The organism is Methylobacterium phyllostachyos (assembly GCF_900103445.1).
Classification (GTDB): domain Bacteria; phylum Pseudomonadota; class Alphaproteobacteria; order Rhizobiales; family Beijerinckiaceae; genus Methylobacterium; species Methylobacterium phyllostachyos.
On sequence record NZ_FNHS01000025.1, the window covers coordinates 22,125 to 43,206 of the forward strand.

The 21,082-nt window shown below is 64.8% G+C and carries 28 protein-coding genes; 16 read left to right on the forward strand and 12 right to left on the reverse strand.

The annotated features are described in order from the left end of the window. Positions 1 to 30: 30 nt before the first annotated feature. From BLQ49_RS26925 to BLQ49_RS26955, 7 genes are read right to left on the reverse strand one after another with little or no spacing between them, the layout of a single operon-like run. Entirely contained in the window at positions 31 to 873 is an 843-nt protein-coding gene (locus tag BLQ49_RS26925) for a hypothetical protein (protein WP_091722214.1), read from the reverse strand. Beyond that, positions 873 to 1,493: a Gp138 family membrane-puncturing spike protein gene (locus BLQ49_RS26930; RefSeq protein ID WP_091722217.1), complete on the reverse strand. Its 621-nt coding sequence runs from the start codon at positions 1,491 to 1,493 to the stop codon at positions 873 to 875. The genes BLQ49_RS26925 and BLQ49_RS26930 overlap by 1 nt, the downstream gene beginning before the upstream one ends. Before the next feature lie 4 nt (positions 1,494 to 1,497). Beyond that, a complete protein-coding gene (locus BLQ49_RS26935; RefSeq protein WP_143012339.1) occupies positions 1,498 to 1,836 on the reverse strand; it encodes a phage baseplate plug family protein in 339 nt (112 codons plus the stop codon). Then, the gene (locus tag BLQ49_RS26940; protein WP_091722222.1) at positions 1,833 to 2,615 is read right to left on the reverse strand and encodes a phage baseplate protein; all 783 of its coding nucleotides are present in this window, start codon (positions 2,613 to 2,615) and stop codon (positions 1,833 to 1,835) included. The genes BLQ49_RS26935 and BLQ49_RS26940 overlap by 4 nt, the downstream gene beginning before the upstream one ends. A 3-nt stretch (positions 2,616 to 2,618) precedes the next feature. Beyond that, entirely contained in the window at positions 2,619 to 3,257 is a 639-nt protein-coding gene (locus BLQ49_RS26945; protein ID WP_091722224.1) for a DUF6889 family protein, read from the reverse strand. Continuing rightward, positions 3,257 to 3,820 carry a phage tail assembly chaperone gene (locus BLQ49_RS26950; RefSeq protein WP_091722227.1) on the reverse strand — a complete coding sequence of 188 codons (564 nt, stop codon included), beginning with the start codon at positions 3,818 to 3,820 and terminating at the stop codon, positions 3,257 to 3,259. The genes BLQ49_RS26945 and BLQ49_RS26950 overlap by 1 nt, the downstream gene beginning before the upstream one ends. A 29-nt stretch (positions 3,821 to 3,849) precedes the next feature. Then, positions 3,850 to 4,392, reverse strand: a complete 543-nt coding sequence (locus tag BLQ49_RS26955; protein ID WP_091722231.1) for a hypothetical protein — start codon at positions 4,390 to 4,392, stop codon at positions 3,850 to 3,852. Positions 4,393 to 4,556: 164 nt separating this feature from the next. Here BLQ49_RS26955 and BLQ49_RS26960 point away from each other — a divergent pair, with 164 nt between their 5' ends. The 13 genes from BLQ49_RS26960 to BLQ49_RS29315 all read left to right on the forward strand — a co-directional run bounded on the left by BLQ49_RS26960 (position 4,557) and on the right by BLQ49_RS29315 (position 14,255). Continuing rightward, positions 4,557 to 4,913, forward strand: coding sequence for a hypothetical protein (locus BLQ49_RS26960; protein ID WP_091722234.1), 357 nt, complete (start codon positions 4,557 to 4,559; stop codon positions 4,911 to 4,913). A 292-nt stretch (positions 4,914 to 5,205) separates the two neighbouring features. Further along, a complete protein-coding gene (locus BLQ49_RS29310; RefSeq protein ID WP_143012340.1) occupies positions 5,206 to 5,451 on the forward strand; it encodes a hypothetical protein in 246 nt (81 codons plus the stop codon). 104 nt (positions 5,452 to 5,555) lie between these two features. After that, positions 5,556 to 6,380 (forward strand): DUF7146 domain-containing protein, encoded by an 825-nt coding sequence (locus BLQ49_RS26965; RefSeq protein ID WP_143012341.1) that lies wholly within the window; start codon positions 5,556 to 5,558, stop codon positions 6,378 to 6,380. Next, positions 6,371 to 7,573, forward strand: a complete 1,203-nt coding sequence (locus BLQ49_RS26970) for an ATP-binding protein (protein ID WP_091722240.1) — start codon at positions 6,371 to 6,373, stop codon at positions 7,571 to 7,573. Before BLQ49_RS26965 ends, BLQ49_RS26970 begins: the two co-directional genes overlap by 10 nt. Positions 7,574 to 8,012: 439 nt before the next feature. Continuing rightward, the gene (locus tag BLQ49_RS26975; RefSeq protein ID WP_091722243.1) at positions 8,013 to 8,306 is read left to right on the forward strand and encodes a hypothetical protein; all 294 of its coding nucleotides are present in this window, start codon (positions 8,013 to 8,015) and stop codon (positions 8,304 to 8,306) included. 11 nt (positions 8,307 to 8,317) lie between these two features. Next, positions 8,318 to 8,851, forward strand: a complete 534-nt coding sequence (locus BLQ49_RS26980; protein ID WP_091722246.1) for a hypothetical protein — start codon at positions 8,318 to 8,320, stop codon at positions 8,849 to 8,851. Beyond that, positions 8,821 to 9,462, forward strand: coding sequence for a hypothetical protein (locus tag BLQ49_RS26985; RefSeq protein ID WP_143012342.1), 642 nt, complete (start codon positions 8,821 to 8,823; stop codon positions 9,460 to 9,462). The genes BLQ49_RS26980 and BLQ49_RS26985 overlap by 31 nt, the downstream gene beginning before the upstream one ends. A gap of 98 nt (positions 9,463 to 9,560) precedes the next feature. Beyond that, entirely contained in the window at positions 9,561 to 9,986 is a 426-nt protein-coding gene (locus tag BLQ49_RS26990; protein WP_091722251.1) for a DUF5681 domain-containing protein, read from the forward strand. Beyond that, positions 9,986 to 10,327 (forward strand): hypothetical protein, encoded by a 342-nt coding sequence (locus tag BLQ49_RS26995; protein ID WP_143012343.1) that lies wholly within the window; start codon positions 9,986 to 9,988, stop codon positions 10,325 to 10,327. Before BLQ49_RS26990 ends, BLQ49_RS26995 begins: the two co-directional genes overlap by 1 nt. Continuing rightward, the gene (locus BLQ49_RS27000; protein ID WP_143012344.1) at positions 10,324 to 10,848 is read left to right on the forward strand and encodes a hypothetical protein; all 525 of its coding nucleotides are present in this window, start codon (positions 10,324 to 10,326) and stop codon (positions 10,846 to 10,848) included. Before BLQ49_RS26995 ends, BLQ49_RS27000 begins: the two co-directional genes overlap by 4 nt. Next, positions 10,845 to 11,276, forward strand: coding sequence for a hypothetical protein (locus BLQ49_RS27005; protein ID WP_091722260.1), 432 nt, complete (start codon positions 10,845 to 10,847; stop codon positions 11,274 to 11,276). Before BLQ49_RS27000 ends, BLQ49_RS27005 begins: the two co-directional genes overlap by 4 nt. Further along, the gene (locus BLQ49_RS27010; RefSeq protein ID WP_091722263.1) at positions 11,273 to 11,506 is read left to right on the forward strand and encodes a hypothetical protein; all 234 of its coding nucleotides are present in this window, start codon (positions 11,273 to 11,275) and stop codon (positions 11,504 to 11,506) included. The genes BLQ49_RS27005 and BLQ49_RS27010 overlap by 4 nt, the downstream gene beginning before the upstream one ends. Before the next feature lie 271 nt (positions 11,507 to 11,777). Continuing rightward, positions 11,778 to 14,255, forward strand: a complete 2,478-nt coding sequence (locus BLQ49_RS29315; protein ID WP_143012345.1) for a tetratricopeptide repeat protein — start codon at positions 11,778 to 11,780, stop codon at positions 14,253 to 14,255. 710 nt (positions 14,256 to 14,965) lie between these two features. Here BLQ49_RS29315 and BLQ49_RS27015 read toward each other — a convergent pair. Next, positions 14,966 to 15,514, reverse strand: a complete 549-nt coding sequence (locus BLQ49_RS27015; protein ID WP_091722266.1) for a HEPN domain-containing protein — start codon at positions 15,512 to 15,514, stop codon at positions 14,966 to 14,968. Continuing rightward, complete coding sequence (locus BLQ49_RS27020; protein WP_091722269.1) at positions 15,514 to 15,909, reverse strand: DUF2513 domain-containing protein; 396 nt, start codon at positions 15,907 to 15,909, stop codon at positions 15,514 to 15,516. Before BLQ49_RS27020 ends, BLQ49_RS27015 begins: the two co-directional genes overlap by 1 nt. 220 nt (positions 15,910 to 16,129) lie before the next feature. Between BLQ49_RS27020 and BLQ49_RS27025 the strand changes: the two genes are divergently transcribed. The 3 genes from BLQ49_RS27025 (at position 16,130) to BLQ49_RS29320 (ending at position 17,625) form a co-directional block, all read left to right on the forward strand. Next, positions 16,130 to 16,804 (forward strand): nucleotide-binding protein, encoded by a 675-nt coding sequence (locus BLQ49_RS27025; RefSeq protein ID WP_091722272.1) that lies wholly within the window; start codon positions 16,130 to 16,132, stop codon positions 16,802 to 16,804. Between the two features lie 3 nt (positions 16,805 to 16,807). Then, positions 16,808 to 17,098, forward strand: coding sequence for a hypothetical protein (locus BLQ49_RS27030; RefSeq protein ID WP_091722275.1), 291 nt, complete (start codon positions 16,808 to 16,810; stop codon positions 17,096 to 17,098). Between the two features lie 89 nt (positions 17,099 to 17,187). Beyond that, positions 17,188 to 17,625 (forward strand): hypothetical protein, encoded by a 438-nt coding sequence (locus BLQ49_RS29320; protein WP_143012346.1) that lies wholly within the window; start codon positions 17,188 to 17,190, stop codon positions 17,623 to 17,625. A 33-nt stretch (positions 17,626 to 17,658) separates the two neighbouring features. On the opposite strand, the gene BLQ49_RS27035 is transcribed toward BLQ49_RS29320, so the two are convergent. From BLQ49_RS27035 to BLQ49_RS27045, 3 genes are all read right to left on the reverse strand, one after another. After that, positions 17,659 to 18,399 (reverse strand): recombinase family protein, encoded by a 741-nt coding sequence (locus tag BLQ49_RS27035; RefSeq protein ID WP_091722277.1) that lies wholly within the window; start codon positions 18,397 to 18,399, stop codon positions 17,659 to 17,661. A gap of 242 nt (positions 18,400 to 18,641) precedes the next feature. Continuing rightward, complete coding sequence (locus tag BLQ49_RS27040; RefSeq protein ID WP_091722280.1) at positions 18,642 to 18,878, reverse strand: hypothetical protein; 237 nt, start codon at positions 18,876 to 18,878, stop codon at positions 18,642 to 18,644. Between the two features lie 307 nt (positions 18,879 to 19,185). Further along, positions 19,186 to 21,082 (reverse strand): S8 family peptidase (locus tag BLQ49_RS27045; protein ID WP_091722282.1); only part of this gene is annotated, 1,897 nt, incomplete at its 5' end.

Here is a 21,082-nt window from a genome sequence, read left to right on the forward strand (position 1 = left end):
CTGCCTGAGGTACTGCTGCGCCATGGCCGCTTAGCCTCCGAGCGAAGTCATGCCGGCGGTGTCCACGGGGTCGTGGGTTTGCTCCGGCCGCTGGGCGGCGTTCGCGACATCCATCGCGGCGCGGGCCGCGGGGAGGACGAACCCCGCGATCGCGGCCTGGATCGGTGAGGCCGTCGCACCCGGTGGCAGCGCCATGAGGCCCGAGACCGTGGCGACAGTCGAGGCAAGCATCTGCATCGCCTGCCCCTGCGCAAGCGCATCAGCTGAGGCCATCACCACGCCCTGGAGCGCGATCGTCTGCTGCTGCACCCACGCGGTTGCGGCGTCGGCCGTCATGGTGCCGCCGATCACCGCCGAGACCATGCCGGGAATGCCACCCGTGATGGCATTCAAGAGATCGGGCGAGGCGGTCGGCCCCAAGACGCGCGCTGCGGCCAGCACGGCCGGCGCGGCATCCCCGAGCATCCCGAGGAGGCTATCGTGCCCGGCCAAGGCGAACAGGCCGGCCTGCCCGTTCGTCAATCCGGAGAGGTTGTCGCCGGCCGCCTGAAATGCCGCGACGGCGCCGGCCAGGCCGGATGCACTCGTCAGGCTCGAAATCAGCCCGCTGGCGGCCGAGAAGCCAGCAGCCTGAAGCTGGGCAGCCGCCTGACCGACCTGGGCCTGTAGGGCCCCCGTGAGCACGCCCATTGGGTTCGACAGGACGCTCGACAGGTTGCCGTCCGCCATCACCTTCTTCAAGAGGCCGGAGACGTCGCCGCCGGACAGCACCTTGGCGAGCGGCAGGCGCTCGAAGAACGCGCTGACCACCTTGCGGTGCGGTTGCCCATCGAGGAGTTGCAGGGCCGCGGGAAGGGAGATGCCGCCAGCCATCAGCAATTCCAGAAAAACTTGCCGCCGGTGGACTGGATGCCCTGCGCGTCGACCACGTGGCTGGAGCTGCCCTTCTGCGACTGCACCGCGTTGTCGTTGACCTGGTGCGCGGTGTCTTTCCGGACGGAGGTCAGCGCCATGTGCGACACGTCGAGGACGGTCTGCTTGTCGTCGGTCCGGGTCTGCGTCGAGGTGGTGGAGACCCCCTTCAGCGCCCGTGTCTGGTTTCGGACGCCCGGGACGTAGAAGGCGTCGGAGAGGGCGTGCATCCGGACATCGCCCGGCTGCTGGATGCCGCCGCGCTGGAACCACACCTCGAAGGCCTGCTGCGTCATCAGCGCGAGACCCTCGTCCCCCTCCTTGTGGGCGTGGGTCGTGGTGATGCCGCCACCGCCGTGGCTGTTGATTGGCATGTCCGCGAAGGACGGCAGGTCGATGAACTTCGTCGTCCCGTCCGGCTGGAGGGCGAGGCCCTGGATCTGCGGCTGAGCCTCGACGGTTTGCCCGTCGCTGTCCTTCACGAGCTTCACCGGCACAGCGATCCGGACGCGCGAGAGCACATTGTCGGCCCAGGTCGCCATCAGCTCGGTCAGATCGTCGGAGCGTGTCCTCTGATCCATCGGCTCAGTCCGGGATGAAGTAGAGGCGGGAGGTCACACCGAGACCGTCCTGCGTCGGGTCCTCGCCGGTGTCCCGGTCGCTTGTCACGACCAGCTTGCCGCCGATGCCGAGGTATCCAAACTGACCGAACAGATCGACGCCGGTCAGGAGCGGCAGTCCGGCCAGCAGCGTCGAGCCGTCGGCGAAGGTGTCGCCGTTCGCAGGGGTGATGTCGATCGCGTAGAAGGGCGGATCGGCGACATCATTCCACAGCTGCCGCATGAGGTACGGCTTGCCGGCGAGCGTGACGCCGAACGTCCGGTTGCCCGGCTGCATCGGGATTTCCTGGGGTGTACCGCTCACGGGCCGCCTCCGAACATGTTGTATTGATCGGGGCCCGCGCCCTGTAGACCACCGATCGGCTCGGGCGAGGTGACGCTGAGCTGAGGCAGCGTGATCTCGGTCGGCGGGCTGAGGCCGCTCAGGTTGGGGTTCTGGGACAGCGGGATGTCCGCCCCGGGCGTGTTGAGGCCGAAGCCCTGACCGGTCGCCGGCGTCCCGTCGAGGTTGTACGCGCCGGGGCCGACCGGCGTCCCGCTTCCGGGGTTGTAGGCCCCAGCGAAGTTCTGAGCGGTGACATCCCGCGTCTCGACGTTGCCCCCGTTCACGACCGGCTGATTGCCGGGCGGGGCGGTGTCGCCGACCTTCGCCGTCGTCTGATCGTTGCTCGTCTGAGTCGAGACGATGGTGATCTGTTCGAGCGCCAGGATGGCGATCAGGGCGTTCTCGGATCGGGCATCTGTGACGACGGACAGGCCAACCGGCAGCATGTTGTTGTACATGCGCTTGCCGGTGAAGATCGTGATCGGCTGCTTGTCGTTCTGCAGCTTTTGCAGGGCGTCGTACCGCGCCCGGCCATACCCCGGGATCCCGAACGTCGAGTCCGAGAAACCGACCCGCAGCTCGACGACCGGGTTTAATTTGTAGGCGTGGTCGCTGACGAACCCGCCGCCCTCGACCGGATGGGGCGTGACGACGAGACGATCCTGGTGCGCCTCCTCAATCACCACGTCGGGGATGATCGGCCCGATCCGGCGGCTCGCGTACTGGATCAGCACGTTGGTCAGGGTGCCGGCTGCCATCGCTCAGACCCCCGCGTTCATCTTGAGATGTGCGTCGAGCGCCGCCTGGGCCCGGCTCTGGTTCTCGGCCGCCACCGAGATCGCGTCGTTCATCAGCGCGATGTCTGCGAGATCGATCGCGCCATTCAGCAGGCTCTCGAACAAGCACATGTTGCGCTCGACGGGCCGCAGGAGCCACGAGTAGCCGTTGGGGAGCTGCAGGGCTTCGTAGGTGATGCCATCGGTCGATGGCTCGAAGCGGAATGGGCGGTGGCTGAAGTAGCGGCCGAGGCTCGCGATCAGCATCTGCATGACGAGCGCGGCGGTCCGCGCGGCCCCGAGATCCGGGAAGGTCGTGTCGGCGGCCTCGGGGTCCCACACCGGAACCCAGGCCCCGTCGTCCAGGCGCTCCGCACCCGCCAGCATCAGGTCGAACAGCTCGGCGAGCTTGTCCGGCCCGAGCGCGTCGATCGCGCTCCGCAGCAGACTCGGCACATCCGGCGGCATCGCGCCCCGGCGGCGACCGCGAGACGCGTATTCCCGCAGATCCTCAAGCGAGATGTCGACGAGCCCGAGCGCCGCGAATTGGTCCCACGCGCACAGCCGCGGCGCGCGGTAGGTCGCGCCGGCGAACACGAAGGGGCGGGGGGCTCGACCGGGCATCAGGCTGCTCGCGCCCCGCCGGTCGCCGCAGTGAGCATCCCCGCGAACGAGTTGCGCACCTCACCGAGTTCGCTCCAGAGCTCCGGCAGGATCAGTTTGAGCTGTTCGACGGTAAGGGCCAGAACCTCGCCCGCGGTCGCTTGGCTGACCGGCCTGTCGGTGGTCGCGTCCCACATCTCGGGGCTGATCTTGTTCGTCGGGTCGTAGGTGACCCGCAGGCACGCCGCGATGACGTAGTTTTGGTCTGGCTCCGACATCTGAGCGAGGGCGTCGAGGATGGGACCGCCGGCATCCGCGAGATGGTTATACATCTCCAGTCGTGACATCCCCTCGACTGCAGGGGCGTCCTCGCCCTCGGGCTTGCGCAGCTTCTCGATGGACAAGCCGAAGGCGATGAGCGGTCGCATGAACGGGGCGAGGCGGCGGCCGATGCCGATCACCTCCAGCGGCGGGACGCGCCCAAGGGTGTAGGTCCGGTTCAGGACGGTGATGGGGACCACCCGCACGGCCCGCCGAGCACGGGATCCGTTTTGGTCGACCTGGGCCTGTTCGCTGGCGATCATCCGCCGTGTCCTTTCGTACCGCCAGAGGACTACTGTTCGCCCGTCAGCCGGAGCTCAGCCAGCAGGGCGGGATCAATCGGGACCGTGGCGCAGAGCTGCGCGCCGCTGTCGGCCGTCTGAAGCACGAGGCTGGGGCGGACGTGCTGGCTGAGATCAGACACGATCTCGGCGTGGCGCTCGGCCGTGATGACGCGCTGAGCCAACGCATCATCAGCGAGCGCCTGAACGCTGGCTCTAGCCGGAGCCGCAAGTGCATCGAGGTCGATGTGCTTCACCGGCACGTCGAGTGGCGGCGGCTCCGGAAGGCACTGCGCGGCGAACCGGGCACGACCCTCGTCTTCCTCCTTGATCAGGAAGTCGGGCATCGGGGTCCAAAGGTTCACGGTCGCTCCATCGGAGCGCCGCACGTAGCAGAGGCGGGTGAGACCGGGCCGGCCCCGATGGGCGTAGGGGTCGGCATCAGCCGCGCGCTCGGCATCCGTGAGGTGCCGGCAGCGAAATTCACGGTGCGGTCGCTCGGCGAACCAGGCCGCATCGTCGGCAGATAGCGCCTGGCCGCTGGTGGAGTGCATCAGAACCGTCCCTCTGCGCGAGCCCAAGTCCCCGCGCCGCCGACGCTAGATGCAGGATTTCCGACATTCGACCGGGGCAAAAAAGACAGTCTCGGACAATTGCCCCACCCAACTGTCGGCAACTCTCTTTTTTGGTCCGGTCGAATGTCCGGAGGGCGGTCGTCATGGTGGCCATCGGACACCGAGAGACCGCCGCGATGCAGCTGTTCGAGCTTCTGCCGCCCGAGATCCCAAACTACGGACTGCCGGCCGGCATGCGGATGCCGGAGAATATAGTCCTCAATGAGGACGAAGCCGCCCGGTTCCTTCGTGAGCCGGTGGACCGCCTACGCAAGCGTCGGCTCAACGGGACCGGACCCGTATTCGTGCGCCGTGAGGACGAGGCGTGGGGGGCTAAGTACCTCGTCTGGGATCTGCTGGCGTGGCTCGTCCAGAGCCGCCGAACCGAGATGCCTCCCAATTCACGCCGCTCGCGTCGCAAGGCTGCTGACCAGTCGTCCGACGCGGCCTGCGCCGCCTGAGCCCGCTTCGGCGGGGCGCTCCCCCGCTGGCCGGATCCACCCGCGCCGAGCCGGCCGGCGCAATCAGCAGCAGGAACCCTGAAATGCGAAAGACCCGCGCGACGTCGCGGGTGGCAACATCGGCGGGTCTCGGAAATGCGTTCTTGGCAGCACGCACCGAAGTATCTGCCCCAGCCACCCCGGATTTTCAAGCCGCTGCACTCGCGAGGCGCTTCGGCTTATCCCCTGCCGTAGCCGCCGCTACCGCTGCACTGGCCTACGGCGTCCCCGACACCTGGAGGGCCGCGCGATGATGGCCCCGACGCCACTCGTACCCGAGTTTTGCCTGTACCGGTGGCGTCGGGCCTACACGCCCCGCCAGGAGGCGCAGCATCGCGCTCGCATAGCGTTCTGCCAGAGTTGCCTATGGCGGCTCACGCCCTGGGAACGCGGCTTCATCGGCAGCATCGCGAGGCTGCACGGCAACCTGTCGATCCGCCAAGGCGACCGCCTCGCTGCGCTGACCGACCGGCTGGAGTGGGAGCCGCGCCGGGCATGACACCGAGCCTTGCCCAGATCGCATCGGCCCTGCGTGGCCAAGTTGCCGGACGACAGGTTCTCGCTCCGGGCCCAGGCCATAGCCACCGCGATCGATCGCTGTCCGTGCGCCTGTCCGATGCCTCGCCGGACGGGTTCATCGTTCACAGCCATGCGGGCGACGACTTCCGGCTCTGCCGCGACCATGTCGCCGCCGCGCTTGGCCTGCCGCTGGATCGCTGGCGCGAGACCCGCGAGCAGGATCCAGCTGAAGCCGAGCGACGGGCGGCACTCCGCCGCCGGGCTGAGGCCCAGGAGCGCGCGGACGCGGCGTGGCGGCTCCGGCGTGCCGTCGCGATGTGGCAGGAGGCCCAGCATCCCTCTGGGACCGTTGTCGAGGCCTACCTGCGCTCGCGCTGCCTCGACCTACCGGACGAGATCGCCGGGGCGGTCCTGCGGTTTCACCCGGCGTGCCCCTGGGGCGAGGGCACGGCTCCCGCCATGGTCTCGGCAATCCGGTCCCTGAACACGGGCGAACTCGTCGGCGTCCACCGGACAGCCCTCGACGCTGACGCCAGGAAGCTCGGTCGCAAGGTGTTCGGTTCGGCCACGGCTGCCGCTATCATGCTGGACGACCAGGCCGAAGTCAGCACTGGCCTCACCGTTGGCGAGGGCATCGAGACCTGCCTCGCCGCCCGCCAGATCGGCCTCAAGCCAGTGTGGTCGCTCATCTCGGCCGGCAATATCGGTGCGCTACCCGTGCTGCCCGGCATCGAGGCGCTGACCGTGCTCGGTGAGGTCGACACGGCCCCGAACCGGCCCAGCGCGACAGCCTTCGAGCGGGTCGCGCTCCGGTGGGATGCCGCCGGGCACGCGGTCGACATCGTCATGCCCCGGGCCGGCAAGGACATGAACGATGCCCTGATGGCGGAGGTCGGCGCATGCGCGTGAGGCCGGATCAGCCCGAGTCGACGATCTACGACCGGCAGCACTTCCGCGGTCCTCGTCCCGTGGATGCCGAACCCAGCAACGACGCGTTACTGCTGGGCTTCAGCTTCGACGGCGACGCGCCACCGGAGCCGCCCCGGTACCTCGTGAAGCATCTGCTGCCAGCGGAGGGTGTCGCGATCCTGGGCGGTCAGTCCGGGGCCGGGAAGACGTTCACCGCCGTGGACCTCGCCGCCTGCCTCGGGACCGGCGAGCCGTTCTTCGGGCGCCGCGTCGTCGAGCGAGTCGGGACGCTGATCCTGGCGGCGGAAGGCGCCGGGACGCTGGCCGGCCGGATCGAGGCGGCTCGGAAGACCAAGGCCGAGGGCAAGCCGTTGCCGATCGCCTGGATGGGCGCGGTCCCGAACCTCGCCGACGTAGAGGAGGTGAAGACGCTCCTCCCGAAGATCCGCGCCGTCGATGCCCAGATGCGCGAGTCCTTCGGTGTCCGGCTCGGGCTGATCGTGATCGATACGCTGGCGGCAGCCTTCGCCCTGAAGGACGAGAACGACGCCGCGGAGGCGCAGCAGGCGCTCCGGCACATGCGCATGCTGGGCGAGCCGCTGGGTGCCTTGGTGCTGCCGGTCCACCACTACGGGAAGACCGAGGATACCGGCCTGCGCGGCTCCTCGGCCTACCGCGGCGGCGCGGACGCGGTGTTGAGCGTTCTGGCCGACCGGAAGCAGGTCACCGGCGAGGTAGGAGCGCGATCGCTGAACCTCGCCAAGACCCGCCACGGCGAGGAGGGGCCCATCGCCGGGTTCTCGCTCAGGTTCATCCAGCTCGGCGTCGACGAGGATGGCGAGCCGTTCGGGGCCTGCGTGATCGATGCGGCCCTGGATCAGCCGCCGCCGTCACTGATCCGCCAGCCGCCCAAAGACTCCCTGCCGATCGTCGCCCTGCGGGGCGCATTCGACGAGGTGCTGGTCACCCACGGCCGGGAGGTGAAGGTCCGCGGCGACGGCGAGACCGTGCGGGCGGTCACCGTGGACGAGATCCGCGACGAGTTCAGACGCCGGTACGCGACCGGCGAGGAGGAGGACGAGAAGGTCAGGGCCAGGGTGCGACAGGCGCTGAAGCGAGCCCTCGATGCCTGCCCCAAGCATGGGTTCCGGACCGCGGCATGGAATGGGGAGGAGTGGCTGTGGCGAGCCTGAGCGTGACACCTGTGACAGGCGTGACAAACGGCAAATGTCACGGATGTCACGCCCCCCGAGGCCGTGACAGGGGCCGTGACACAGGGGGAGACCCCTTTAGGGGGTCCCCCCGATGTCACGCCTGTCACGCGGGGCTGATTTTCGAGAGAGGAGGATTCGAGCGTGACAAGCTTAACGAGCCAACCAGAGCCCGAATTCAGTCAGGGCGGCCAGATTTACTCGTTCGTCTGGACCGAGCCGCACCGCCGCCAAGATGGTACCGAGACCATGCTTCGCGTCTACCGGTCCGGCTGTGCGCGCTGCGGCCAGCCATTCGAGGTGAGGATTTCGATGATCGGCCACCGATGGTTGAACCGACGATGCGTCAAGCACCATCGGCCCGGCAGCAAGGTTCGGCCTCAAAGCGGGCCGTAGCCCCTACCCCTCACGGAGCCGGCCGATGATCCGCCCGGCCGACGCCTTCGGCCCGTGGGCCGCCAACATCACGCCGAGTGAGCGCACCGCCCGACTGCGCGCCATGCAGGCGATCGCACGCCTATCCTGTGGTCCTCGAAGCGATACGCTCTGCGCCCTGCTCCGTCTGGCCGAGACCGATCCCGACACCCTAGAGGCCGCCGCCGCGGCGCTCGCCCGGCTCGAACCGCTCGACTACCGGCGCGTGCTCGCGAGCTACGCCCAGGTCCACCGCCCTGGGCTATCGGTTCGATCCGGTCCCCGTCGTCGTACCCACTGACAGGAGGCCCGATGCTCACCACCGACGACCGCTTGTGGTTCGACGACCATCCCAACCGGGCCTACCGGAACCGCGCCGTGCCGCGCGCTGAAGCCGCATTCTGGCGCAAGCCGCCGGCTCCGAACCGGTACGGCTGGATCATCACCCGCCGGTCCGACGGCGCGATCCGGCGCTACACCCTGCCCGCCTATGCCGCGCTCGACGACACTGACGCGGAGCTTGGGCCGATCTTCGCGCAGCTCAGCGACGCCGCCCGGATGGAGCGTCAGACCTTCCCGCCGAGCCCCGGCGGGGCCCTTGCCCGGATCGAGCGCAGCCTGTCGTCGCTGCTGACAGCATCCGAGCCCTACGAGCCCGATGCCGAACCGGCGGTGGCCTACCGCGAGGAGATGCGGGCCCGTGGACGAGAGGCGCTGGCCATTGGCGGCCGCGAGACCCTGGACTACCTCGTGGATCGCCTCGCCGGCGGCGCGCCTGGCCGCGCCCAGGTGCATGCCGCGATCCTCGACGTCGCGTGGCGCGGTCTGACGAGGGCGCGGCTGTGACGCTCGCCGGGTCCTTCGCCGAATACATGGCCCGGCCCGAGATTGTGGCCGCGCGTGCCGAGAGCGAGCGCGAGCGTGCCGAACGCGCGGCTGCGGCGGTGGCCGAGCACGGCAGTGAGGAGGCGGTGTTCGCCGACACGCCGATTGAGGCGGCGCTGCGCACGGCGTGCGAGCCGCTGCTCGGTCCCGGTCATACCTGGGACGGCGTCTACGAACTCGCCGGCTGGAGCTGGCTGCAAGGCCGCGACAGGATGCCGGCCGCCTTGCGCGCCGCTGCGGCCGAGGCATGGCGGATGCCGGAGACCGTCGCCGCGGCCTGGGCCGAGTATCAGGCTCGCGACCGGCGCGAGGGCGAACGCTACGCGCTGTTCCCCGACTGGTCACCGCACGCCTTCACGGAGGCCAGGCGCGGCCTGGTCGAGGAGGTGCTGGACACCTACCCGGCCCGGTCACTCGCGGATCTGCGCGCCCGCCTGTCGTGGCTCGACGAGTTGAACGAGATCGATGCCACCAGCCAGCGCGAGCAGCGCGTGCGGCTCGTCACGCTCCGTGCCGACATCGAGCGCATGGCGATGCGTCTGCGGTCTCAAGGGCCAGGCGGGGACCAGTGATGGCAGCCCTCCCCTGTATCCCCCCTGCATTTGCAGGGTCACACGGCACCGACGAGACCATAGGCGCGATCTATGGGCGAGATGTGGTAGGATAGGCCATGAGCGACGGAGGCCAGTTCAAGCCGGGCCGGTCCGGCAACCCCGCGGGCAAGGCCAAAGGCACCCGCAACCGTACCACCATCGCCCTTGAGGAGATCCTGCAGGGCGAGGCGGAGACCATCACCCGCAAGGCGATTGAACTTGCTCAGAACGGTGACACGGTGGCCCTGCGCATGTGTCTGGATCGCCTGATGCCCGTCCGGAAGGACAGGCCGATCACGTTCACCCTGCCCAAGATCGAGACTACGGCGGACCTCACCAAGGCGACGCAGGCCCTGCTCCAGGGTGTGGCCGACGGCGAGATCACCCCGAGCGAGGCGGCCGAGCTGTCGAAGCTCGTCGATGCACACGTCAGGGCGATCGAGGCGGTGGACTTCGCCGGCCGACTGGCCGCGCTGGAGCAGGGCGCAGGAGGGAGGCGATGATGAACAGGCTGACAGACAGGCTCTCCAGGCTGGAGATGCAGGCTGCCCCGCCCGCCGCGGGCAAGCACCTCGTGTTCCGGATCGAGGCTCCGCACGGGACGCCGGCCGCTGCGATCGTCGCATTCCTGAGGGAGCGCGGCCATGCCATCCGCGACGAGGACGAGGTCTTCGTGATGAATGTCGGGGCCTACGCGCTGGCCACGAGCGAGCCGATCCGCGACCTGTCACCCGAGCTGCTGACGGAGCAGGCGCGGGCGGCAGCTCCGGCGGGCGGGGAGTGGCCGATGCCGCCGGGTTCGTCCTTCACCTTCAAGCTCGACAACCCCAGGGCGCTGCAATGACCCCGAAGCTTTCAGAACGCCTCGCCCGGCTGGAAGCCGCGCGGGCGATGGCCATCGCTTCAGTGTCTATGCCGCCTGAGTTGGTGGAGACGAACCTGTACGCGGTCGCCATCGCGCTTGGCGGCTACCCTCGCGCCCCGGAGCCCGCGTCCTCCTGCCGGCAAGACAGCATCAGCGACGGGTTCGCCCGCGGCCTCGGCTACATCGACCGCGATGACATGGAGGCCCGCTGCGCCATCGATCCTGACGATTGGCAGGCGCGGATCGAGGCAGCCCACGCGGCCCTGATCGAGAGGTACGTCCAGAACCCATCGGCGCTGGGGCTTGGCAGAGATCCCATGTTTCAAATGATGGTCGGCACCCTGGACGAGATCAGGCACGCCAAAGCGGCACGGTCACCGGGCACGCCTCACCACTGGCCGTCCGAGTGCCCGAAGTTCGACTGGGCCGACGCCAGCATCCGCCGGGCCCTCACCTTCTTCGGGATGTCGGACGCGAACGCGGAGAGAACGTCGGCATGACCCCGAACCTGATCGCCCGCCTCGCGCGGCTCGAAGGGCAGCAGCCACCGCCGGCCGCTCTGGCGAGTGAGTTCACCCCGGGCATCCGGCTGCTGTGGCTGCTCCTGGCCGTGCACGCCGGCGACCTCCAGCCCCACGAGGCCATCGCCGAGGGTACGGCGCGGGCGCTGGGCTACGAACGTGCCGGTGAGATGCGATCCGCGATGCAGGCCGACGGGAGCGCCCACGCCGACTGGAATGCCCGGCACAGCGTCGCGATCACGCTGCTCCTCGTTGAACGGGGCGGTGGGGCGGCGGCGGGTATGGACAGCAACGAGGCGGCCATTCGTTCTCTGGTGTCGGAGATGCCAGCGGACTTCCTGACGCGCCTCGGCATCGCTGACGTCGACCGAGCTATTCGCCTCGCAACCGAGTGGGTGAGCCTATGACCCCGACCCTGAGCAAGCGCCTCGCCGCCTTGGAGGCGACCCGCACCGCCGCTCCAGTTCGGCTCACGCCCGAGGAGACGGCGGAGGCCGCCCACCAATACGAGGCGTACTTATCTGAGCCGATGGATCCAGATCCTCGGGCCGCAGCGTACTGGGCGACGGTGACGCCTCATCAGATCGCCGCGGACTACGACGCGATGCTGAAGGGTGCTCCAGCGCCGTGGGAGTGACAACCGAGAAGGTGTGGACGCCGATGAGTGCCAAACGATGTGCGCCTGTGCCCTGGAGGACGACGCTACCGTCAGCCACGACCTGCTGAGTATCGTGTCGCGGGCAAGGGCCGAACGTGAGAGGCCAAAACATATCTGGCGAAGCGTTGAAGTCAGATCAGCATTGTAAGACTCGGCTTCAGCGTGGCCTGCACAGGGCGTAGTAGAAGCTTGCGAGACATAGTGCGCCCTAGCCGGCAACGGATCTATCTGCAGCAGTGAGGCCTCCACGATGGCGAAGACCGAGGATCGCGACGAGCAAACGGTCGACGGCGACGCCAACGAGGAAGAACTGTCCGTTCGGATAGTGGTTCGCCGGGACGAAAAGGACGATGCGCCGGTTTTCGTGCGGATTAAGGCAAACTCGGATCAAACCGGCGTCGTAGTCGAGTTTCCACCGGATCTTTCGATTGGTGATGCAATCGAGCAAAGCGCCGCAGAAGCAGCCAAATCGGCACCAGCCGACAACGCTTCACCCATCGACGAGAGGCTGAAATTACTCTCAGACCGGATGATCGTAGCACTTCAGCAACGGGGCTTGGTAGCAGAGCAGATCGCCAACGCAGATTTTACTATTGAAGCAACTATCGATTTTTCGACGGGACAGATATTCGCAAGGCACAAAGAATTACACAGTTTTACAAAACCGCCTCCTGAAGCCATCAACTTGGCTTCTAATTTCCGAACGAATTTCCTTGAGGTGCTTTCAAAGCACGGCAAGATCAAGGACACCATAACGGAGCAGGCGGCGGCAGGTAACCATACAGAAGCAGCTCGCCTCGGCTTGAGCAATGAGGCTCATCACGCAATCATGTTTGGGCATTCAAAGGATATTCTTGACGCTTTAGTAGCCATTGATGTTGAAGCTGTAGATCCAGCGCTTAAAAAGGATCTACTTCTTTTCTTAGCAGCTTTGGCATCTAAAGAAAGCCGTTATGATATTGCCGGCCCCGTTTCAGAAGATTTGTTAGACGGCGATTTTGAGCTGGAACCAGAAATTCGGAAAAGCCTCAAAAACGGTGCTGCGGTAGCTGCCCTGCATAAGGGTGAAAAAGAATATGCGATTTCAGTCTGGAAAGAGCTGCTTGCCGATCCAACAGGTTTGGAAGCGGGCGAGCGTGGCTGGATATGGCGAAATTTATCTATGGCGCATGACGAAGGAAGCGTTTTCGCTATACAAGCTGCCGAGAATTCAATCGATGCTTTCCTTGAAGCCGGCCACAAGAATGACGCCTTGCAGAGCATTGCAAGATTATCAGATTTACAGGAACGCAGTTCTCCCCGGGATGCGATCAACCAGTACGATAGAATGATGGAGATTATTTCGCAGAGAGGAGCGTTTGTCGACGAAATTAAAGCAAACGTTCTGCATAGGAAAGCTCGAAAGCTTATTGATATGACGATGTCGCGCGAAGCTCTGCCGATCGCGCAAGAGGCGGTTGAACTGCGAAGAGGCATAGCTGGAGCAGAGGAGCATATGATAGCATCCTTGCACCTTGCATCTATAGCAGCAACGAACTTTGACGAAGAAGATCTTGCAATAGAATTACGGAATGAGGCGGCGGACCTAGCAAAAAGTATAAAATCTGTTCATTTTGATTTTGCCGAACGTGTCTCGGCTTTGATGAGAAATTTCAATGCTGCAGATGCCGCAGCTTTGGTAGCTGAAGCAGATAGATCCGGTGATCCCGAATGGATCGTATGGGCGGGTGCTACCGCAATTATCTCCAATCCGGATCTACCCCCGAAGGCTAAGCTGCGTGGCTTTGAGGCAGTTCTTCAAAAACTCAGAAAAGTTGACGCTAAAGAGGAGGTGATGTTTCCCGTCAAGCTCGCCATCGGACAGTGCCTGCGTGATCTCGGAGAGTATCGTCGTGCCTATCCTTGGTACGAACAGCTGGTGGAGGCAAATCCACTCGATATGCTAGCTTTTGATACGTTGATTGATACGCTCTGGAAATGCGACGAATGGGGTTTGGCGGCTAATCATTTGCACGATAGTATCAATAAATTTGGGGCAGCTCCCAACCGATTGTATGCTTATGGCCGTTCGCTTTTCGAAGCGGGAAATATGAATGGCGCAATTGGAGCGCTGACAAAATGCATAGCGTCCCCAGAAGCAGAGGACGGGGTCAAGACACTTGCACGAGATATGCGCGACAAGGCTTATGATCTTGGCGGTACGGTTGCGCCCGCGGCTCCTCTTCCGCCGAAGACTGGTCCGGTAGGATTATCAGAAGTTACATCGGCTATACAAGAGTTCTCTGCCTTCGTATCTTCGGCCAAGCGAATGGAATTCTGGCAAAAATCAAAGGAAACTAATAAACATGAATGGATAACGAGACCTGAGTCACGCGGACAAACTTTGTTCCACACTTATATGCAAGCAAAATTCGGAACGAGGACTGAGGTCTTTGAAGAAATTGACGCCGGTGCCGGCCGTCTAGATGTCCTTCTACGATTTGAGGGCGGTTTATCCGTCATTGTTGAGCTAAAAATGTGCGGAGCTGGCTATACAACTACATACGCTAGGAGTGGCGAAGGTCAGGTTCGTCACTATATGCAAAATAGAGGCATCCATACTGGATACCTCGTTGTTTTTGACGGACGATCTCGTGATGCAGGCAATCCCATATTAGATCAATCCGATACCGGAAGTGATACAGTGATGGAAGTTATAGTTAATATAAGCCCAGTGGTTTCTATTTGAGACTGCTTCACAGGTGCCCGAGGCGGAGAACCGCACTGTCGGCAGTCGATTGCATCTGAACGATCGAAGGCTAAGCCATGGACGGTGGGCAACGCAAAGCCGGCTGGCCAACCATGATCGCGTGCTTTGCTTCGACGGAGCGGCACGGGAGCGCCTCTACTCGCCCCCATCCGTCTAAGTCCGGTCAAGGTGGATGCTCAGATGATGGGTTGCTATTTTGCGACCCGGCCACGGCGGCGACGAAACGAAGCGCCGGTCTGAGCCCACCGGTTGCCGGCCGTGGGGAGTATACTTCGAAAACGGATCAGCTGCCTCGCCGGGCTATCGCGTAGGCGGCAGTCGTGGATCCGCGCGAGGCGGCGGAACTCGTTCCGGATGTGGGGATCTGCCCAGCCCGCGCCGCCGACGCAGCGCCGCACTTCGTCGTAGGATAGTCCTGTGGAACGGCCTGGTGTCAGCCGCCGGATGTCGGCGATCAGGCTATCCAGCGCGTAGTAGTACATCGGCATAGCATTGGTCCGTGGTCGTCGGAGATGGGCCTGAAATAGGACATCACCCCCGGAATGACCCTTGACCGTGTCGGGGTAGAGAGCGCCTCAGCACTCATCGCATCAGCATCGTCGCAGGCTTGCGCTACATCGCATCTGTCGCTCCGGCCGCGGGCCGAACGGCACAGGGCCGAACAACGTCGTCACGGGCTCCGGCCCATCCTATTCAGGGACTGCGAGCGTGATGCCAGTGTTGGCCAGCGCCTGCTGCCTCCGCTCCTGACCGAGGGCGATGGCCCTCGACGCGACAGACCGGCTGATGCCGGCGATCACTGGAGCCAGCAGGGCGGCGACCCGCGAAGGCGTCGGCAGCTCCACCATGCCCGTCTGCCGGTACCGAAAGGCGTGCCCGCGATGGAACAGGCCGAGCCAGTCCACGACCCCATCGAAATGCGGGCCGTTCGCCACGAACCCATGGGCGAGCGCCAGGTCGTGGAGGCGCACGAGGTCGTGGCGGACCGCCGGGTGCTTCAGCTCCCCCTCGCCCCAGCCATCCGGCACGCCTTGGCTGAGCAAGTACGCCTTCAATGCCAACTCGACTGCGTGGGACAGCAGGAACAGCGCCGGGGACAGCATGTTGGGATCGCTCCCGGGCTCCTCCCGCGGATGCACGAGCAGCGCTGCACGCCGGTAGGCGTCCGCGTCGCGGATGTAACCGACGGCCATCTCGTGCGGCGGCCGCTCCGCCCGGGGCTGTGCGTCGTCACCCATCAGCCGAACCCGAGCTGCTGCGCCTTTTGCTTCAGGTAGCTCTTGGCGAGCTCCTTGATGATGTCGACGGTCCAGCCGCCGATCTGGGACGCCCGGCTCTTGGTCTCCTTCCACACGTCCGGGTCGCGGATGCTGTCGAGGAGATCGTAGCCCTCATACGTCAGGTCGCGGATCTGCACGTAGCCGCCGGCCGACCGGAACTCAACCTCCAGGAAGCCGGCGCGCTCAAGCAGGTGGATGTGCTGCTGCAGCTTCTCAGCCTCCTCGTGGCTCGGGAGGCCCTCCGATGAGATGCCGAGTGCGCTCGCTACATCGTCGGAAGCCGTTTCGAAGGTCCGTTCGCCGCGATCGACCTTCAGAAGCAGCTCGCGGATGAAGTCCATATCACGCGCCACGACACCCCCTGCTCTGCAACTTACGGCTTAGATCCTGGGTGAAGCTGCGCCTCCTGGCAACGGCGCGAGCGCGGGTTGAACCCCGGTATCCCGCTGCGACGCCTCCGCCACACCGGCATTGAATTCATCTGTTCCGGATCGCCGTTGGGCCTCTGGAGGATGGCGCATTAAGATCCAGAGGATATCCAGCCCGTATGATGAAGATACCGGAGCGCTTGGCATGATCACTGTCGTCGGAGGCACCAAGGGCGGGTCGGGGAAGTCGACCGTCGCCACGAACCTCGCGATCATGCTGGCGGCCGGCGGTGCCGACGTGCTTCTGGTCGACGCGGACGATCAGGAGACCGCCACCGACTTCACGAACCTCCGCGAGGCAAGCCGACCTGACGGCGCGGGGTACACCTGCGTCGCCCTCACCGGCGCGGCGGTGCGTTCCGGCGTCCAGCGCCTGGCCCCGAAGCACGCTCACGTCATCATCGACACCGGTGGGCGCGACACGGTCAGCCAACGCGCGGCACTCTCGATCTGCCACACGTACCTCGTGCCGTTCGCGCCCCGGTCCTTCGATGTGTGGACCCTCGACAAGGTGGCCGAGCTTATCGAGGAGACGCGCGCGGTGAACCCAAATCTGCGGGCGCTCGCCTTCATCAACCGCGCCGAGGCGCGCGGGTCCGAGAACGCCGAGGCGTCCGAGCTGATCCGCTCGAAGCCCGGACTGGAGTTCCTGCCGACGGCGCTCGGCGCTCGGAAGGCATTCGCTCACGCGGCAGCCGCAGGCATGTCCGTGACCGAGCTACGGCCTCAGGACCCAAAGGCGAGCGAGGAGATCAGCGCCCTGTTCAGCCATCTGTTCGATACCTTGAAGATATCCAGTGGCAATCCTGAGGAGATCTGATAGATGGCTCTGAGCGCGAAACCAGCCCGCCCTGCCCCAAAGGCCGCGGAGGCTGCCGATCCGATCGAGGCGTTCATCGCCAAGGGCGGGAGTGTGCCTCAGCAGGCCGAGACGCCGGCTGTCGCCGCGGTCGAGCCCGCGGCGAAGGGGGCGCAGCATCCCCTCAAGTTCCCGGCCGACAGCGACCTGTTCGAGCGGCTGGAGCGGGCGCGGAAGGGCAGCGTCGTCCGTCTGCCGCGTAACACCTGGATCCTCCAGGCCATCGCCGAGAAGCTGGTGCGCGACGGCGACTAAGCGCACGCTTGCCGGTGGCGCATTTCTCCTTGCTGGCGCTTAGATCGGCCCGACGATGGTACGGGCGGCCGTTTCCGGGGGACTGACAATTGACCGAGACCGATGCGAGCCCTCTAGCGGAAGATTTTAAGCTTGAACATTTCAAAAGCTTATTCGAACTCGCGAGGCACTATAACGACAAATTAACAGAAGCATTTACCTTTTTTATACAAACAATAACGGTTATCATTGGCGGGTGCTTTTATCTGGTTCTCGAAAAAAAGATCGATACCGCGCATACTCGTGAATTTATTTTGCTGTCAGACGCAATAGTAACTCTTTTAACAATCATAACGTTGTGTCGGATATTTGGAAATCTAACCGCTTGGTACAATATCAGGAAGCAGCAATTCGAGAACTATCATGGTGTTAGGCCGCCTCGCCCATTCCGTTCAAGCGTGATGGAATGCTTCATGGCTGCTGGCGTCGTCGCAGCTTGGGGCGTGTTCCTGTACGCCAACCCGTTTGCGATCCTGTCGCCGATTTAGGCGTCGTAGCTGCTCGCCATCTCCTGTGAAACTCTATGGGAGATATCGAGGATATCCTTTGGGTATTGGACTCATACCCGGAGGATGTGGTTTGGATCGATCGAGTATCTCCTCGGTGGACTGGAGCACGCGTCGAACCTGGCCAGCCGACCACGCACCGCCGCGGGCCGCTGGGATACCGCGAGCGTCGAGCGCCGTCGCGATCTGACGTAGCGAGGTGGCTCCGCTCGCCCGCACCGCTGCGATCACCGGAGCGAGATCCTGCGCCCTCTCCTGCGCCCTCTGTGTCTGTCGGGCCCTACCGCGCACCTGCCCAGCCTCACAGTTCGAGAGATTGCCCGGGTTGCCGAGTCGTGCGCCTCGGGCCTTCGCCGCCGCCAAGGCCGCCTTGGTCCGGGCGCTGATCATCTTGCGCTCGGCCTGGGCGACCACGGCCATGATCCCAACCACGAGTTCGTTGGCCTCGGGCATGTCGGCCGCTACGAAGCGCACACCGGCCTTCTGCAGGTTCAGCAGGAAGGCGGCGTCGCGGGACAGGCGATCCAGCTTCGCGATCACCAGCGTCGCCCCGTGCAGCCGACACAGCGCCATGGCCTCTGAGAGGCGAGGGCGATTGTCTCGGGAACCGCTCTCAACCTCGACCAACTCGGCCACATGCCGCCAGGAGCCGCCGGCGAGAAAGTCGGCCACCGCCCGGCGCTGCGCTTCCAGTCCGAGCCCGGATCGGCCCTGTCGCTCGGTCGAGACGCGCAGGTAGGAGACGAAGGCGGTCATACGATCCGAGCTGTGACGTGCGCTGAAACGCTCGTTTAACCGGACGGAACAGGACACCACGAGAGCGCATGGGCCACACCAGCCGGAGATGGAGGCAGGGCGCACGAGATGCCGGGTAGACCATCTTTCGATGCCCGCAGGATATCTCAGGGATTTCCGATGGACCTTCCTTAGATGCCGTTCGGATGTGGGGCCGGGCGAGCTGCGATGATGCGGCCGCCCGGCATGCGCCTCGTCGGCATTCAGTTGCGGGGTGGTGTCCGGTCGCGGCTTCGCAGGATGAGGGCGGACCGAACCTGCGGCCGGGCGCGGGTACGACGCACGCGAGGCGCGTTGCGCTGTGGCGGCGGCAGGAGGTTGGGCTTGCGACCGGCGCGTCGCTCGCGCAGCCAATCGAGAGTCTTGCCAGCGACAGCTTGGACGAGGCCGCGGGCCGCACCGCCGACCACGGCGATGATCGTGTCTTCGAACGAGGGCATGGATTGTCTCCGGGCATGAAAAAACCCGCGCTCCGGGGGAGGACGGGTCAATCAGGCCGTGATGCCAGCGCCGAGCGCGCCAGCAAGGTGATGAAGGCGCACAGGCTCGGCCTGCGGTTGCAGGCTGGCAGTCTCAGGCTTTCAGCATGTGTCTGGACGGCGGCTACTTGCCCGCACGCCTCGCGACGCTGGCCGTTTGATGCGTTTCGGCCGTCGGGTCAAGGACGAAGGCTGAGCCTGCCGGTTCACTATCGCGGTAAGCCGGTAGGCTGAATGATCGAGGTCCTTCTTGTCGCGAAATCCGGTCTTAGGCCGCTGGGATCGGCACGCCGATTTGGGTGACGATCGGCGTATAGATGTCGACGTCCGCCTCCGGCGCACGGATTGAGACCAGTAGGGCGTATCGAACGGATCGCTCCCAGCGTTGGAGGTTGGGCTTCTCCTTCCACCAGCCACTCACCGGGTACACCGCGATAGCATCGCGAGCCGCCAGTTCCGCCGCGGTGCCACGCCAGATGTCGGAGTGAACCGATCCCCTGTCGCGGGGGAAGCCTAGGAACCAGTTGTCACCGCCTGTGTCGGAAACATGGGCCTCTCCCTGCTCCTCGATTTCCGCCGCCTTATTAATCCGGCCTTCGAACTGACGTCGGGTTTCGAGTGCGCGCTTCACCGCAAACCGTAACCCATGGGACGCGTAGCGGTGACGTCGGGTCCACCCTCGCTCGCCGGGGTTCGGCTCGATGAAATAGGACAGCGTGACCCGCAGCTCGACCTCCAGTTCGCCGAGCGCCCGTAATTCGGCCCGCGGCCACGGAAGCCGGTGCATGTTCATGTGCCGAGTCTTGATGCGGGACTGCTCCCTAAAGAACGGCAGGAGGGCATCCTGTACGAGGAGCGTCGCATCGTTGGCCGCACTCGCGAGAGCTCGGTCAAGGCTGGGCACACCCCACCCATACCTACGCAGCAAAGAGAACTTCTCGGCGCGCGACGAAGCTGTGTCGAAGCGCTGGCGCATAGGCGGCGTCCACTCCGCCGAATGAACCATTAGGGCACGCACTGTCTCAGGCCACAGGGCCGGCTCGGAGGTCATGATGCGCGCAGCCATGTTGGCTGCAAGCGCGGACGCTCCGCTAGTATCGCCGAAGGACTGGAACAGTCTGTTCTGCGGCTGATAGTGGGTCGTTATGAGCTGCAGGTCGTCGACTGGATTACCAGGATTAGTGCCATCGTGCGCGAGGTTTCCGCCCTCGAACACGACGTCCGGCCGGATCGGCCACTGACGATCCCAGATCGTGGATGTCCGGCTGACTGGTGCGAGCTCGCCGGCTGGAGCCAACGCAGACCAACCTGCCAGAGTGGGATCGGTGATTGTGATCTTGTCGGTGTAGGCCCCCACGACCAAGGGGTTCCAAGCCTGCCCTGGGTTTTCGACCTCTTGTAGGTCGTTGGCGTCGGGATAGGTTGTGTGAAGGACGTCCCCACTCAGATTGCCGGTCGAGAGGATCATCAGGCGCGGAGCGCCGATGTTGTAGCAGAGCTGATCAACCGCAGCTGACCAAGAGGATGGTCGACCACGCGAAACGCCGATCTGGCTGCTGACGGCCATGCAAATGACGCGTCGCCGGTTGGGAGCCTGCTGCTCCGCGTGCTCAATGCTGACCGCTGTAACGGCACCGTATAGCTTCGGGTCCGTTGCCCCCCGATCCGGCAGGATTTTTACGGTCTCCAGTCGATGGCCGATCACTACCGGCCCGGTTCGGGCGAGGGCCTCCTCAATGTCGCCAAGTAAGGCAATGCCAGCCATGCCGGTCCCATGCCCATTCCACCTCCGGTGCTCGGCAGAGGACCAGGTCGGATCGTAGACATGCTGATCCGCGGCGGCCAAGCTCGCTCTGAGAAGCGGGTGCCCACGCGTTGCGCCGCTGTCCAGAATGCAAACTGCAGTGGCTTCTTCTGGCGCGGTTTGCATCCGCCCTTCCAGATCATCGACCCAGTCCGCGGCCTTGCGCGCTTCCATCCCAAGAAAGAAGGTCGGCACGTCCTTGGCACGACGAAACTCGGCGACGGCATCTGTTCTTTCGATGAGGACCTGCATAACGGTGGGCGTACCGAGTGCCAGGATCACCATGCGTTCTGGGAAGCCCAGCGCGTGATCCTTCAGGGCAATCTCCAGTCGTCTTGCTGCTCGTTCGAAATTCGGCTTG

Coding starts and splice junctions, on each gene's coding strand:
- BLQ49_RS26925 (WP_091722214.1), bottom strand. CDS start 873: ATGGCTGGCGGCATCTCCCTTCCCGCGGCCCTGCAACTCCTCGATGGG.
- BLQ49_RS26930 (WP_091722217.1), bottom strand. CDS start 1,493: ATGGATCAGAGGACACGCTCCGACGATCTGACCGAGCTGATGGCGACC.
- BLQ49_RS26940 (WP_091722222.1), bottom strand. CDS start 2,615: ATGGCAGCCGGCACCCTGACCAACGTGCTGATCCAGTACGCGAGCCGC.
- BLQ49_RS26945 (WP_091722224.1), bottom strand. CDS start 3,257: ATGCCCGGTCGAGCCCCCCGCCCCTTCGTGTTCGCCGGCGCGACCTAC.
- BLQ49_RS26950 (WP_091722227.1), bottom strand. CDS start 3,820: ATGATCGCCAGCGAACAGGCCCAGGTCGACCAAAACGGATCCCGTGCT.
- BLQ49_RS26955 (WP_091722231.1), bottom strand. CDS start 4,392: ATGCACTCCACCAGCGGCCAGGCGCTATCTGCCGACGATGCGGCCTGG.
- BLQ49_RS26960 (WP_091722234.1), top strand. CDS start 4,557: ATGGTGGCCATCGGACACCGAGAGACCGCCGCGATGCAGCTGTTCGAG.
- BLQ49_RS29310 (WP_143012340.1), top strand. CDS start 5,206: ATGGCCCCGACGCCACTCGTACCCGAGTTTTGCCTGTACCGGTGGCGT.
- BLQ49_RS26970 (WP_091722240.1), top strand. CDS start 6,371: ATGCGCGTGAGGCCGGATCAGCCCGAGTCGACGATCTACGACCGGCAG.
- BLQ49_RS26975 (WP_091722243.1), top strand. CDS start 8,013: ATGATCCGCCCGGCCGACGCCTTCGGCCCGTGGGCCGCCAACATCACG.
- BLQ49_RS26980 (WP_091722246.1), top strand. CDS start 8,318: ATGCTCACCACCGACGACCGCTTGTGGTTCGACGACCATCCCAACCGG.
- BLQ49_RS26990 (WP_091722251.1), top strand. CDS start 9,561: ATGAGCGACGGAGGCCAGTTCAAGCCGGGCCGGTCCGGCAACCCCGCG.
- BLQ49_RS26995 (WP_143012343.1), top strand. CDS start 9,986: ATGAACAGGCTGACAGACAGGCTCTCCAGGCTGGAGATGCAGGCTGCC.
- BLQ49_RS27000 (WP_143012344.1), top strand. CDS start 10,324: ATGACCCCGAAGCTTTCAGAACGCCTCGCCCGGCTGGAAGCCGCGCGG.
- BLQ49_RS27005 (WP_091722260.1), top strand. CDS start 10,845: ATGACCCCGAACCTGATCGCCCGCCTCGCGCGGCTCGAAGGGCAGCAG.
- BLQ49_RS27010 (WP_091722263.1), top strand. CDS start 11,273: ATGACCCCGACCCTGAGCAAGCGCCTCGCCGCCTTGGAGGCGACCCGC.
- BLQ49_RS29315 (WP_143012345.1), top strand. CDS start 11,778: ATGGCGAAGACCGAGGATCGCGACGAGCAAACGGTCGACGGCGACGCC.
- BLQ49_RS27015 (WP_091722266.1), bottom strand. CDS start 15,514: ATGGGTGACGACGCACAGCCCCGGGCGGAGCGGCCGCCGCACGAGATG.
- BLQ49_RS27025 (WP_091722272.1), top strand. CDS start 16,130: ATGATCACTGTCGTCGGAGGCACCAAGGGCGGGTCGGGGAAGTCGACC.
- BLQ49_RS27030 (WP_091722275.1), top strand. CDS start 16,808: ATGGCTCTGAGCGCGAAACCAGCCCGCCCTGCCCCAAAGGCCGCGGAG.
- BLQ49_RS27035 (WP_091722277.1), bottom strand. CDS start 18,399: ATGACCGCCTTCGTCTCCTACCTGCGCGTCTCGACCGAGCGACAGGGC.
- BLQ49_RS27040 (WP_091722280.1), bottom strand. CDS start 18,878: ATGCCCTCGTTCGAAGACACGATCATCGCCGTGGTCGGCGGTGCGGCC.